The sequence below is a fragment of the Roseovarius sp. D0-M9 genome (assembly GCF_037083805.1).
Lineage (GTDB): Bacteria > Pseudomonadota > Alphaproteobacteria > Rhodobacterales > Rhodobacteraceae > Roseovarius.
The window spans coordinates 240,432-252,777 of record NZ_JBAPKZ010000001.1 but is presented as its reverse complement, the minus strand read 5'-3'; the positions used below and the strand labels follow the sequence as shown (position 1 = coordinate 252,777).

Here is a 12,346-nt window from a genome sequence, read left to right as displayed (position 1 = left end):
CAATCGGCGCCCGTCCGCTTATATCATGCCCAAGAGGAGTGCCAATGAAACCAATACTCAGCCTTGTTTTTACTAGCCTTTTGGCCTTTCCGCTGACTGCCCAAGAGACGTCATCGGTTGAAACCGAACCAGCGCCCGAGAGCATCGTCATCGACGGGGCCGATGCGGATTTGAAACAATTTCTATGGAAAAACAGACCCCTTGTGGTCTTTGCCGACAGCCCCAATGATCCCCAGTTCGTCCGCCAGATGAACCTGTTGATGGACGATCTGGAGGAATTGAGCGAGCGCGACGTCGTGATCGTGACCGATACTGATCCCGGCGCCAACACCTCTGTGCGCACGGCGCTGCGCCCGCGCGGCTTCATGTTGGCGCTTATCGTCAAGGATGGCACCATATACCTGCGCAAACCCAGTCCATGGAGCGTGCGCGAGATTACCCGCACCATCGACAAGCTTCCGTTGCGCGAGCAGGAGATCGAAGAGCGGCGCGGACTTGGCAACTGAGACCGGCAAAGCTGAGAGGGGCACATCCTGCTCATTTCGCCCCCATGGCCGCAATCAACACGCCCGCATCCACGTCCATCAACGCCAGAATGCGCTGGTCGCGCCCGACCATCAGAACCGCACGCGGCGCGACCAATGCGGCGCCAAAAGCGCCTTGGGTCTCATCATCCATGCAGGCGCGCGCCTCAAGGCCGGCCATTCGCATCCCCATGCCGGCGGCGCGGTCAGCCTCGATCAAGGCTTCTATCGCATCCTCGGGGCTGAGGCGGACATCGTCGATCGCGACCGCGCCCTGCCCCCGCAGCACCATTGCGGCCTCACGCACACTGTCCGCCACACGCATCTTGGATGCAATGCGCCCATCCACCAACTCAAAGAGCCCTGCCGCACAGCCTCGCTCGGCCGCAAAGCTGATCGTCTCGCCAATTGGTGCCCAGCCTTGCAGCACATCGCGCATGTCGGCTTCGCTGCTGCGCTTGCATGCCGTCAGCGACAGCACTGCGAGGCACAAGAGCACTGACGCGCCATGGTATGATGCGGGCGCCCCCATGGCAGGTTATTCGAACTCCATTATGATCTCATCCACCGCCAGGCTGTCGCCCGGCCCGGCATTGACGGTGCTGACGATGCCGCGCCGCTCGGCGCGCAGGATGTTCTCCATCTTCATGGCCTCGATGGTGCAAAGGGCCTGCCCCTCCTGCACCTCATCGCCCACCGCGACGTTCATTTTCACGACGAGGCCCGGCATCGGGCAGAGCAGCATCTTGGACGTGTCGGGCGGCTGCTTCTCGGGCATCTTGGCGGCCAGTTCGGCCTGGCGCGGCGTGCGCACATGCACCTTGAGGTCCGCGCCGCGGCAGCGCACGCGAAACCCGCCCGAAATCTTGCCGACCTTGAGCACGAGGGGCATGCCCTCCACGTCGATGCGCGCCAGATGGTCGCCCGGCGTCCAGTCGCTCACCACTTCGATATTACCGCCATCGGCGAAATGCACCGTCGCGCCGCCGCGCCGGGCTTCGATGCGCAGATCATAGCTGGTGCCTTGCAGCGCCACGTTCCAATCGTCGCCCACCTTGCGCTCGTGATTGTCCATGCGGCCAGAAATGCGGGTGCGCCTGATCTCGGCAATGCGGTGCATCGCGGCACATGAGGCGGCGATACGGCGCAGCAGCGCATCGTCCAGCACAGCGCCCTCGAAGCCCTCGGGATATTCCTCGGCGATGAAGGCCGTGGTGATATTGCCCGAGACGAACTTGGGGTGGTCCATCACAGCACTCAGGAAGGGCAGGTTATGGCCGATCCCCTCGACCTCAAAACTGTCGAGCGCAGTGCGCATCCCCTCGATTGCCGCCATGCGGTCCGGCCCCCAGGTGCAAAGCTTGGCGATCATCGGATCGTAATACATCGAGATTTCGCCGCCCTCGTAGACGCCGGTATCGTTGCGCACGATAGCGCCCTCGACGGCCACCTCTTCGGGCGGGCGATACCGCGTCAGCCGCCCGATGGAGGGCAGGAAGTTGCGGTAGGGATCTTCTGCATAAAGGCGGGTTTCCATTGCCCAGCCGTTCAGCTTTACGTCGTCCTGGCGCAGGCTCAGCGCTTCGCCATTGGCGACGCGTATCATCTGTTCGACCAGATCGACGCCAGTGATCAGCTCGGTCACCGGATGCTCCACCTGAAGGCGCGTGTTCATCTCGAGAAAGTAGAAGTTGCGATCGCCATCGACGATGAATTCGACCGTGCCCGCACTGGTGTAATCCACGGCCTGGGCCAGGGCGACGGCCTGTTTGCCCATCGCAGCGCGGGTTTCAGCGTCCAGAAACGGGCTGGGTGCCTCTTCGATGACCTTCTGATTGCGGCGCTGGATGCTGCACTCCCGCTCGCCCAGGTAAATCCCGTTGCCATGGCTGTCGCACAGCACCTGGATCTCGATGTGGCGCGGCTGCGTCACGAACTTCTCGATAAAGATCCGGTCGTCGCCAAAACTGCTGGCCGCCTCATTCTTCGAGCTTTGAAATCCCTCGCGCGCCTCGTCGTCGTTCCAGGCGATACGCATACCCCTGCCGCCGCCCCCGGCACTGGCCTTGATCATCACCGGATAGCCGACCTCATTCGAGATCTTGACCGCGTCCTCGGCATCCTCAATCAGGCCCATATAGCCCGGAACGGTGCTGACGCCCGCCTCTTGGGCCAGCTTTTTCGAGGTGATCTTGTCGCCCATCGCCTCGATCGCGCCCTTGGGCGGCCCGATAAAGGCAACCCCAGCAGCCTGTAGCGCCTCGGGGAACTTTGCGTTCTCGGACAAGAAGCCATAGCCCGGATGCACCGCTTCGGCGCCAGTCTGCTTGATCGCGGCCATTACCTTGTCGATGACGATGTACGACTCGCTTGCGGGCGCGGGGCCGATATGCACCGCCTCATCCGCCATGCGCACATGCAGCGCGTTGCGGTCGGCGTCCGAATAGATGGCGACCGTCTGGATACCCATTGCACGGGCCGTCTTGATGACGCGGCAGGCAATTTCGCCCCGGTTGGCGATCAGGATCTTCTTGAACATGAGCATCTTCCCTTATGAATGGGTCTTGAAACGGCAAAGACCACCCGCGCCCGGTGGCACGGATGGTCCGATGAATGTCGTGTCGCAGATCGCGCGCCGCGCGGGCGCGTCAGTTGCAGCGTTCGGGGAAGGCCTGACAATAGGCGACATTGCCCGCAGCGCCGACAACGGCGCCCGTAGCCAGATTGCCATCAAGGATCGCCGACGCGCCAAGCCCGCCGACGCCCCCGATCGCCGCCTGCTCGACGACCGTGTCGCCGCAGGCCGCGACAGATGATAGCGCAAGGAAGGCCAATACAGCCTTTGGTTGTTTCTTGAAGTGTCGATGCATGGTGGGCCGCCTCTTTGTTGAACCGCGCGAAACGCAGTTTTATCAAAGGTCAAAAAGCGGCCCTCGTCAAAGGACGCAACCCCCGTTTTACCCCCATGCGCGACTTGCCGCGCATCCGCCCAAGCCGCTGATACAGGGCAAAAAAAGAGCGACGCTCGCAATGCTGCGACGCGCCGCCCATCAGGGGAAGGGTAACGGTTCGGGCAATATGCCCCGGACCCTTGGGGAAGGCCCGCCACTACGGAAATGACCGTGCCACCGACCAGGCACGCCGCCAAGTCATTTTGGCATGGAATACAAGCATCGGCTGTATTTCGCGCAGATGGCCGGGCAATGGGCAAATTCACGCCAAAGCCCAGCACATACGCGCAGGGCAGGCTCATGCCCCCTCCTCATCATCATCGAAGGCCGCAGGAAAGGATCGCCGCGCCGCCTCGACATCGAGCACCAAAAGCGCTTCGTAGTCCGTGGGATCAAACGGATCCGAGACCGTCAGCACCTCGCGGCCCAAAAGCCACGACAGCCTGCCGGCATCGAGATTGCCCCGCTCGAACGGCTCGTCTCCAAAACATTCGTAGAGGGCGCGGACAAAGCCGGTATCAGCGCGCCGGTCGGGCGTGCGCCGGTCTGCATATCGCTCGCGCCGGACAAGCGGCGTTGCGCCCTTGGGATTGGCGCGGCGTATCGTGAATTGGAAATCGGTCGACGGCAATCTGCCGGGAAACCCGCGATGCTTGATCATGCAGCGCCCTCCGATGCGAGGCGCTGGCGCAAGTTTATGGCATGGTTCGGGACAGGCCAAGCGGCCTGTCCCGGTATTACAATCCGAAAATTCGGATTAGTACTTGCCGCTCTCGACGGGCTCGACCGTAACGGGCTCGACCACGACGTAGTCATCTTCGGGTGCCTGCTGGCAAGCCGAGACGGCAACGACCAGGCCGAGGGCCATGAGGCTTTTGATAGCATTCGACATTGAATTCTCCTGTCACTTATTGAAGGCAGGGTCGGGCACACGCCCAGCCCCCGCCGGATCTTCGAGGTAAGGATTGCTTGGGTGCAATCCAGAGCAAGAATAGAGTAGTTTTCAGCAAAGCGATACGCTGCTGCACGAATGCGGCGCGTATGTGGCCCCAAAGCCTCACAAATCTGTGAAGGTGAGACGGACCGCGCAAGATATTGTGGATGCATCAGAATGCCTCCCAGATGCAGGTGTCGCCGTCGATGGTAAAGGCCTCAAAGCTCTGGCGCACATCGGTATCGAGCACGCCGAATTCAGCAGGCCGGTCGGCAATTGACACGGTGATGCGCGGAGATGTGCCCAGCGCTTCGGCCTCAGGTAGCACACTGTTTTCACACAGAAAAGTCATGTCAGCCAATAAGACCTCCGGGTCGACGCCCAATGGGTCGAACCCGTCCGCCACATAGCGCAGGCGCAGATGCCCTTCCTCGGGCCCGATCACCTCATGAAGCCGTGCAGAAATTCCCGAAGGAAGCACTACCGGATCAGGGGATGCTACCGCGCAGGTTGCGCCCAGCGCAAATGCGACAACCGGGCCTGAAAGCACCCGCACGGACGTCCGAAAGTTCAGTGATTTCGCAGCGCTTTGATCAATTGATCCTTGTTCATTTTCGACCGGCCACTGATTCCAATGTCCTGTGCGCGCTCGTACAGCGCGTCTTTGGTCCATTCCTCGTAGGGGCTGGCCTTGCCGCCCTTTTTGGACGGGTTCATCGCGTCGTTGGCCTGAGCGTTTGCGATCCGCGCTGCCTTCTCCTTGGACGCGCCCTGATCGCGCAGCGCCTCGTAGGTATCCGCGTCCTTGATTCTGGGTTTCGCCCGTTTGGCCATGACATGACTCCTTTACCGCAACGAACGCGGACCGAAGCGGCGCAGTTCCCTGCGCCTTCTGCCATGACGTCAAGATCACGATGATCGCCCCTGCCGCTTGCCACTGCATGTCACAGCGGGATGTTGTCGTGCTTTTTCCACGGCATCTGCGCCTTTTTCCCGCGCAGCGAGGCAAAGGCGCGCGCAACGCGCTTGCGCGTCGAATGGGGCATGATGACCTCATCCACAAATCCGCGCTCGGCGGCGACAAAGGGGCTGGCAAAGCGGTCTTCGTAATCCTTGGCGTGCGCCGCCAGCTTCTCGGGATTGCCCCGGTCGCTGCGATGAATGATCTCGGTCGCCCCCTTGGCGCCCATCACCGCGATCTCGGACGTAGGCCAGGCATAGTTGAAATCCGCGCGCAGATGCTTGGACGCCATGACCACATAGGCCCCGCCATACGCCTTGCGCGTGATGACCGTGACCTTGGGCACCGTCGCCTCGCCATACGCAAAGAGAAGCTTGGCGCCGTGCTTGATAACGCCGTTATATTCCTGCGTGACGCCGGGCAGAAAGCCCGGGACATCCACCAGCGTCAAAAGCGGGATCTCGAAGCAGTCGCAAAAGCGCACGAACCGCGCGGCTTTGCGCGAGCTGTCGATATCGAGGCACCCGGCCAGCACCATCGGCTGGTTGGCCACGACCCCCACGGTCTGCCCCTCGATGCGGATGAAACCGGTGATCATGTTTTTGGCGAATTCTTCCTGAATCTCATAGAAATCGCCCTCATCCGCGATTTTCAGGATCAATTCCTTCATGTCGTAGGGCATGTTGGGATTGTCCGGCACCAGCGTGTCGAGGCTGTCCTCGATCCGGCCAGGCCGGTCAAAGAACGGGCGCACAGGGGGCTTTTCGCGGTTGCTGCTGGGCAGGAAATCGACCAGGCGTCGCACCTCGGCCAGCGCCTCGACATCGTTCTCGAACGCGCCATCGGCGACGCTGGATTTGCGTGTGTGCGTGGTCGCGCCGCCCAGTTCCTCGGCAGTCACATGCTCGTTTGTGACGGTCTTGACCACTTCGGGGCCTGTGACGAACATATAGCTGCTGTCCTTCACCATGAAGATGAAGTCGGTCATCGCGGGGCTATAGACCGCCCCGCCCGCGCAGGGGCCCATGATGACGCTGATCTGCGGCACCACACCCGAGGCGGTGATATTGCGCTGAAACACCTCGCCGTAGCCCGCAAGGCTGTCGACGCCCTCCTGAATGCGCGCGCCGCCCGAATCGTTGATACCGATCACCGGCGCGCCATTCTGCACCGCCATATCCATGATCTTGCAGATCTTCTTGGCGTGCGTCTCGCTGACCGATCCGCCCAGCACGGTGAAATCCTGGCTGAACACATAGACCATGCGGCCATTGATCGTGCCCCAGCCGGTGACGACACCGTCGCTGTAGGGCCGCTCTTTCTCCATGCCGAAATCGGTGCAGCGATGGGCGACGAACATGTCGAATTCCTCAAAGCTGTCCTCATCCAGCAGCAGCTCGACCCGCTCGCGCGCCGTCAGCTTGCCCTTGGAATGCTGCGCGTCGACACGGGCTGCGCCGCCACCCATACGCGCCTCGGCGCGGCGATCCTCGAGTTCCTGCAAGATATCTTTCACGGCGCTCTCCCTGTCTGCATGGCCAGACAAGCCATGTCGCATTTTGGGCAAGATATACTCAATAACGCCAGATGCGACAGGGAATTTCGGCAAATTTGCAAACTCTGGCAACGCAGCACGGTGAATTTTGCAAACCTGCAAAACCGCCGCCGCCTACATGGACTCTCCGGCAGAGCGGGCCTAGCCATTGCGAATGACCAGCAAGAGCCCAGTCAAATTCCTCGACCGCAAGACGCCGCCGCATATCTCGACGTTGATCCTGATGACGGGCCTGTCGGCGCTGGCAATGAACATATTCCTCCCTTCACTGCCGAACATGGCCGATGCGTTCGACGCGCCTTACCGGCTGATGCAACTGTCGGTCGCGCTCTACCTTGCGGTCAACGCGGTTTTGCAGATCCTGATCGGCCCCATTTCGGATAAATTGGGCCGCCGCCCCGTCATTCTGGCGGGCATGATCATCTTTATCCTCGCCAGCGTCGGGTGCGCCCTGTCAACCAGCGCTGGGATGTTCCTGACGTTTCGCATGGTGCAGGCGGGCATCGTCGTTGCCATGGTCCTCAGCCGGGCGGTGGTGCGCGACATGGTCCCGCAGGACCGCGCGGCCAGCATGATCGGCTATGTCACCATGGGCATGGCCATCGTGCCGATGATCGGCCCGATGTTCGGCGGCATGCTTGAGCAAGCCTTTGGCTGGCAGGCGAATTTCTGGGCGCTGGCGGTGGTGGGCATATTGATCCTCGCGCTCACCTGGGCCGATCTGGGCGAGACGGCGCAGGGCAGCGGGCTGAGCCTTGGGCAGCAGTTTCGCGAATACCCCATCTTGCTGAGATCGCTGCGCTTTTGGGGCTATGCGGGCTCGGCGGCGCTGTCTTCGGGTGCGTTTTTCGCCTACCTCGGCGGCGCGCCATACGTGGGCGACCATGTCTTTCACCTCACCCCCGGCCAGATCGGGGTTTACTTTGGCGCGCCCGCCTTGGGCTACTTCGCAGGCAATTACCTGTCGGGGCGCTACTCGGTCGAGATCGGGGTCAACCGGATGGTTTACTGGGGCACGATCGCCAACGCGGTCGGCATCGCCCTGAATCTGGCGCTGTTTTACGCAGGCTACGGCACCGCGATCAGCTTCTTCGGCCTCATGATCCTCATGGGGCTTGGCAATGGCATGACCATCCCCAACGCCACCGCAGGCGCCCTTTCGGTGCGCCCCGAACTGGCCGGTACGGCCAGCGGCCTTGCGGGCGCACTGATGATTGGCGGGGGCGCGGCGCTGTCGGCGCTGGCGGGCGCGTGGCTGACGCCGCAATCGGGGGCCTACCCTCTCTTGTGGATTATGCTGGTCACCGCCATTGGCGCGGTCGTGACGATCGTGCTGGTGATGCGCCGCGAGGCGCGGCTTGCACGCGCGGGTTTGCAAACATAGTCTGCGCTTTAGGCTAACTTGCAAATGAGGCGCATATGGCAACCAGAAAGCTCTATGCCGGGGCCAAACTGCGCGAGACGCGCCAGCGCGTCGGCCTGACCCAGAAGGATTTCGCGGCCCGTCTGGGCATATCCCTGCCCTATCTGAACCAGATGGAGAACAACAATCGCCCCGTCAGCACAACCGTCGTGCTGGCACTGGCGCAGGAGTTCGGCTTTGACGTGACCGAGCTCGGCTCGGGCGAGGCCGAGCGCATGGTGGGTGACATCCGCGAGGCGCTGGCGGATCCCGTCTTTGGCGATCCGCCGGGGCTGGCCGATCTGCGGCTGGTGGCCTCGAACGCCCCCGCCGTTGCGCGCGCGTTTCTGGAACTGCACGCCGCCTACCGCCAGACGCATGAGCGGCTTGCCTCACTCGATGAGGCGCTGGGGGCGAATGATGCCTATGCCCAGCAAAGCCCCTGGACCGAAGTGCGCGATTTCTTTCACTATTGCGACAATTACATCGACGCGGTCGATCGCGCCGCCGAGCGTTTCGCAGGGGCGTCGGGCGCGCCCGAGGGCGCCGGCGAGGCGCTCGCGCGGATCGGGATCACCGTCGTCAAAACGGACGACGGCCCGCTGAGGCGGCTCGACCGGGACAGCGGCATTCTTTATCTCAGCGCGCAGGCCGCACCTGAGACCCGAAGATTTCAGATGCTTCTGCAACTCGCGCTCTTGACGCAGGACAAGCTGCTTGAGGCGACGCTGGATCTGGCGCGATTCCAGTCAGGCGAGGCGCGCGCCATCGCCAAGATCGGGCTGGCCAATTACTACGCGGGGGCCGCGCTGATGCCCTACACCGCCTTCTTGAAGGCCGCGCGTGACTGCCGCCATGATCTGGAGGTGCTTGCCCATCGCTTTGGCGCGTCGATCGAGCAGGTGTGCCACCGCCTCTCGACGCTGCAACGCCCCGGTGCAAAGGGCGTCCCGTTCTTCTTTGTCAGGGTGGATCAGGCAGGCACGATCACCAAGCGGCACTCGGCCACGCGGATGCAATTCGCACGCTATGGCGGTGCGTGCCCCTTGTGGAACGTGCATGCCGCCTTCGAGACGCCGGGGCGATTCTTGCGCCAACTGGCCGAGACGCCGGACGGTGTGCGCTACATCAACCTTGCGCGCGATGTCTCCAAGCCCGGTGGACATTTCGGTGCCCCCGTGCGCCGCTTTGCCATAGCGCTGGGATGCGAGGTGAAACATGCCCCCGCCCTCGTCTATGCCGACACGCTCGATCTCAGCAGTCCCGCCGCGTTCGAGCCCATCGGAATCTCATGCCGGATCTGCGAACGGACAGAGTGCCATCAGCGCTCCATCCCCCCGCTCGAGCGGCGCCTGACCATTCGGCCAGACGCGCGCGGTGTGCTGCCCTACGAGGTAGGCTGAGCGGGCTTGGTCAGCATCGCGTAGATCTCGTCCTTGAGCGCGGCGCGCTTGCGGCGCTGCTCGCTCTCGGCCAACTCGTCCATGGGAGCGATATTCGTCTCGGCCTTGTGGATGGTGCGGTTTACCGCGTCATATTCAGCCGCCAGCTTGGCGAAATGCGCGTTCGACTGCTCCATCTGGGCGATCTGATCAGCCTTGTCGGGAAATTCGGCGCTGAGTTGGTGAGGGACATGGGTCATCGGCTTGGCTCCTTTTATTGCAAGTTGCCAGCATCATGCGCGGGCCGCACCGCCCGCGCATTGACCCGGATCAAACCGCGCTAGTCGCCGCGCGGAAAACGCGCGTTTTCCTCGACCACATTCAGATCCATGTGATTGCGCATATAGCGTTCGGACGCCTTTTTCAGCGGCTGATAGTCCCACGGATAATAACCTCCCTCGCGCAGCGCCTCGTAGACGACCCAGCGGCGCGCCTGACTTTCGCGGACCTGCGCGTCGAACGCTGCCAGATCCCAGCGCGAATCTGCCATATCGCTGAACGCCTCAACCGTTTTGGCATGGGCCGGATCGGCGGCCAGATCGTTCAACTCATGCGGATCGGCCTCCAGATCAAAGAGTTGATCAGGGTCGATGGCGCAGCGATTGAACTTCCACTTGCCCTGGCGCAGCGACACCAGCGGCGCGTAGGATGCCTCGGCCGCATATTCCATCGCCACCGGCGCCTCGCGCGCGGCGCCCTGCCCCAGCGTGACCAGCGATTGCCCGGTCGTCCAAGGCGCGACCTCTTCCATGGACACCCCTGCCAGATCACACAATGTCGGACAGACGTCGATAGTGCTGACCGGGGCGTCGATGCGTCCCGGCACCATGCCGGGGGCGGCGATCATCATCGGCACGCGGGCCGAGCCTTCGTAGAAGCTCATCTTGAACCAAAGACCCCGCTCGCCCAGCATGTCGCCATGATCCGACACAAAGAGGATGATCGTGTCTTCTGTCTGGCGCGTGCCGTCGAGCGCCTCCATCACCTCGCCGATCTTGTCATCGAGATATGAGATATTGGCGAAATAGGCACGGCGCGCGCGGCGAATGTGATCTTCGGTGATGTCATAGCTGCGCCAGTCGTTGGCATCGAAGATGCGCTGCGAATGGGGGTCGTGGTCGGCGTAATCCATCGCCGGAACCTCGGGCAGCAGATGTTCGCAATCCTCGTAGAGATCCCAGTATTTCTTGCGCGCGAGATATGGATCATGCGGATGGGTAAAGCTGACGGTCAGGCACCATGGGCGATCATCCTTGCCGCGCGCCAGATCATAGACCTTGCGGGTGGCCTCATAGGCGACTTCGTCGTCATATTCCATCTGGTTCGAGATTTCTGCAACGCCCGCGCCCGTGACGCTGCCCATGTTGTGATACCACCAGTCGATCCGCTCGCCCGGCTTGCGATAATCTGGCGTCCAGCCAAAATCAGCCGGATAGATGTCGGTCGTCAGGCGCTCTTCGAAACCGTGCATCTGGTCGGGACCGACAAAATGCATCTTGCCGGAAAGGCACGTCTGATAGCCCGCGCGGCGCAGGTGATGCGCATATGTCGGAATATCGGCGGCAAATTCGGCGGCGTTGTCATAGACGCGGCCCCGCGACGGCAACAGCCCCGACATGAAGCTGGCGCGCGCCGGCGCACAAAGGGGGCTGGCAGTATAGGCATTGGCGAACCGGGTGGAACGGGCGGCGAGGCGCTTGAGGTTTGGCGCGTGCAGCCATTCGGCCGGACCGTCGGGAAAGAACGTGCCGTTCAGCTGATCGACCATGAAAATCAGGATGTTGGGGCGGCTCATGAGGGTGCTCCTGTCTTGGGGTGGGATGGGCGTTCGTCCAGCGCCAGTGCGACGTAATGCAATAGCGTCTCGACCGCGCGGGCCGAGACATGCGCATCCGCGCCGGTTGCGTGGCGGCAGTAGAGACCGTCGATCATCGCGGCGGCCCCGCGTGCCAGCATGTCGGCGCGGGCGGGCGCGATCTGGGCAAAGGCGTGATGCAGGTTTGATTGCAGCCGTCGGTGATAAATCGCCAACAGGCGCGCCGTCTCGGGGGATTTGCGGGCCTGCACGTAAAAATTCAGCCAGGCGGCGATATGCTCGGGCCGGGTGCTCATCGCGGTAAAGCTGGCGCGGATGATTGCCTCGATCCGGGTGCGCGGGCATGTCGCCATGACGAGCGCACCGCGCACCTGCGCCGCATACAGCGTCAGGATATGGCGCATCGCAGCGGCAAATATCTGCTCTTTGGAGCCGAAGTAATGATGCGCCAGACCCGCCGAAACGCCCGCCCGGCGGGCGATTTGCGCAACCGTCACATCCAGTGAGCCGCGTGCGCCGATTTCGCTGATCGTGGCGCTGACGAGGGCGGCGCGGCGAATGGGCTCCATCCCGATCTTGGGCATATTGGCGGCCTTTGCTGTGTCACACAAACTTCATTCCCGCGCTATTGGATTTTGATTGACTCGTCAATCAACAACGCAAATGATCCAGTTTACCTTAGCTGGCCGTTTGCAGTGGCCATTAGCGGTTGCAACGCGGCCCCGGCCCATAATACCCTTCGACTGCGCACAACAGTCTGC

At 62.3% G+C, this 12,346-nt stretch carries 14 protein-coding genes; 4 read left to right on the top strand and 10 right to left on the bottom strand.

All coding sequences use genetic code 11. The features are described 5' to 3' along the window. The first annotated feature begins 44 nt into the window (after positions 1-44). Entirely contained in the window at positions 45-506 is a 462-nt protein-coding gene (locus V8352_RS01280) for a DUF4174 domain-containing protein (protein ID WP_336422432.1), read from the top strand. Between the two features lie 31 nt (positions 507-537). Here the strand turns inward: V8352_RS01280 and V8352_RS01275 are convergent, their stop codons facing one another. Further along, positions 538-1,056, bottom strand: coding sequence for a hypothetical protein (locus V8352_RS01275; protein ID WP_336422431.1), 519 nt, complete (start codon positions 1,054-1,056; stop codon positions 538-540). A gap of 6 nt (positions 1,057-1,062) precedes the next feature. After that, positions 1,063-3,063 (bottom strand): acetyl/propionyl/methylcrotonyl-CoA carboxylase subunit alpha, encoded by a 2,001-nt coding sequence (locus V8352_RS01270; RefSeq protein ID WP_336422430.1) that lies wholly within the window; start codon positions 3,061-3,063, stop codon positions 1,063-1,065. Here V8352_RS01270 and V8352_RS01265 point away from each other — a divergent pair. Then, a complete protein-coding gene (locus tag V8352_RS01265) occupies positions 3,062-3,340 on the top strand; it encodes a hypothetical protein (protein WP_336422429.1) in 279 nt (92 codons plus the stop codon). The two genes, V8352_RS01270 and V8352_RS01265, sit on opposite strands and share 2 nt — an antisense overlap. Before the next feature lie 433 nt (positions 3,341-3,773). Here the strand turns inward: V8352_RS01265 and V8352_RS01260 are convergent, their stop codons facing one another. From V8352_RS01260 to V8352_RS01240, 5 genes are all read right to left on the bottom strand, one after another. Then, positions 3,774-4,136, bottom strand: coding sequence for a hypothetical protein (locus V8352_RS01260; protein WP_336422428.1), 363 nt, complete (start codon positions 4,134-4,136; stop codon positions 3,774-3,776). Positions 4,137-4,232: 96 nt separating this feature from the next. Continuing rightward, entirely contained in the window at positions 4,233-4,367 is a 135-nt protein-coding gene (locus V8352_RS01255; RefSeq protein WP_336422427.1) for a hypothetical protein, read from the bottom strand. 214 nt (positions 4,368-4,581) lie between these two features. After that, positions 4,582-5,082 carry a DUF6497 family protein gene (locus V8352_RS01250; protein WP_336422426.1) on the bottom strand — a complete coding sequence of 167 codons (501 nt, stop codon included), beginning with the start codon at positions 5,080-5,082 and terminating at the stop codon, positions 4,582-4,584. After that, positions 4,980-5,243, bottom strand: coding sequence for a DUF7218 family protein (locus V8352_RS01245; protein WP_336422425.1), 264 nt, complete (start codon positions 5,241-5,243; stop codon positions 4,980-4,982). The genes V8352_RS01250 and V8352_RS01245 overlap by 103 nt, the downstream gene beginning before the upstream one ends. Positions 5,244-5,353: 110 nt before the next feature. Further along, positions 5,354-6,886, bottom strand: a complete 1,533-nt coding sequence (locus V8352_RS01240; protein WP_336422424.1) for an acyl-CoA carboxylase subunit beta — start codon at positions 6,884-6,886, stop codon at positions 5,354-5,356. Between the two features lie 193 nt (positions 6,887-7,079). Between V8352_RS01240 and V8352_RS01235 the strand changes: the two genes are divergently transcribed. Together V8352_RS01235 and V8352_RS01230 are read left to right on the top strand one after the other, a co-directional pair. After that, entirely contained in the window at positions 7,080-8,309 is a 1,230-nt protein-coding gene (locus tag V8352_RS01235; protein WP_336422423.1) for a multidrug effflux MFS transporter, read from the top strand. Between the two features lie 35 nt (positions 8,310-8,344). Then, a complete protein-coding gene (locus tag V8352_RS01230) occupies positions 8,345-9,730 on the top strand; it encodes a helix-turn-helix domain-containing protein (protein WP_336422422.1) in 1,386 nt (461 codons plus the stop codon). Here V8352_RS01230 and V8352_RS01225 read toward each other — a convergent pair. The 3 genes from V8352_RS01225 to betI all read right to left on the bottom strand — a co-directional run bounded on the left by V8352_RS01225 (position 9,715) and on the right by betI (position 12,169). Further along, positions 9,715-9,969 carry a YdcH family protein gene (locus tag V8352_RS01225; RefSeq protein WP_336422421.1) on the bottom strand — a complete coding sequence of 85 codons (255 nt, stop codon included), beginning with the start codon at positions 9,967-9,969 and terminating at the stop codon, positions 9,715-9,717. The two genes, V8352_RS01230 and V8352_RS01225, sit on opposite strands and share 16 nt — an antisense overlap. Positions 9,970-10,049: 80 nt before the next feature. Further along, entirely contained in the window at positions 10,050-11,564 is a 1,515-nt protein-coding gene (gene betC, locus V8352_RS01220; protein WP_336422420.1) for a choline-sulfatase, read from the bottom strand. Beyond that, the gene (gene betI, locus V8352_RS01215; protein WP_336422419.1) at positions 11,561-12,169 is read right to left on the bottom strand and encodes a choline-binding transcriptional repressor BetI; all 609 of its coding nucleotides are present in this window, start codon (positions 12,167-12,169) and stop codon (positions 11,561-11,563) included. Before betI ends, betC begins: the two co-directional genes overlap by 4 nt. Positions 12,170-12,346: the final 177 nt, after the last annotated feature.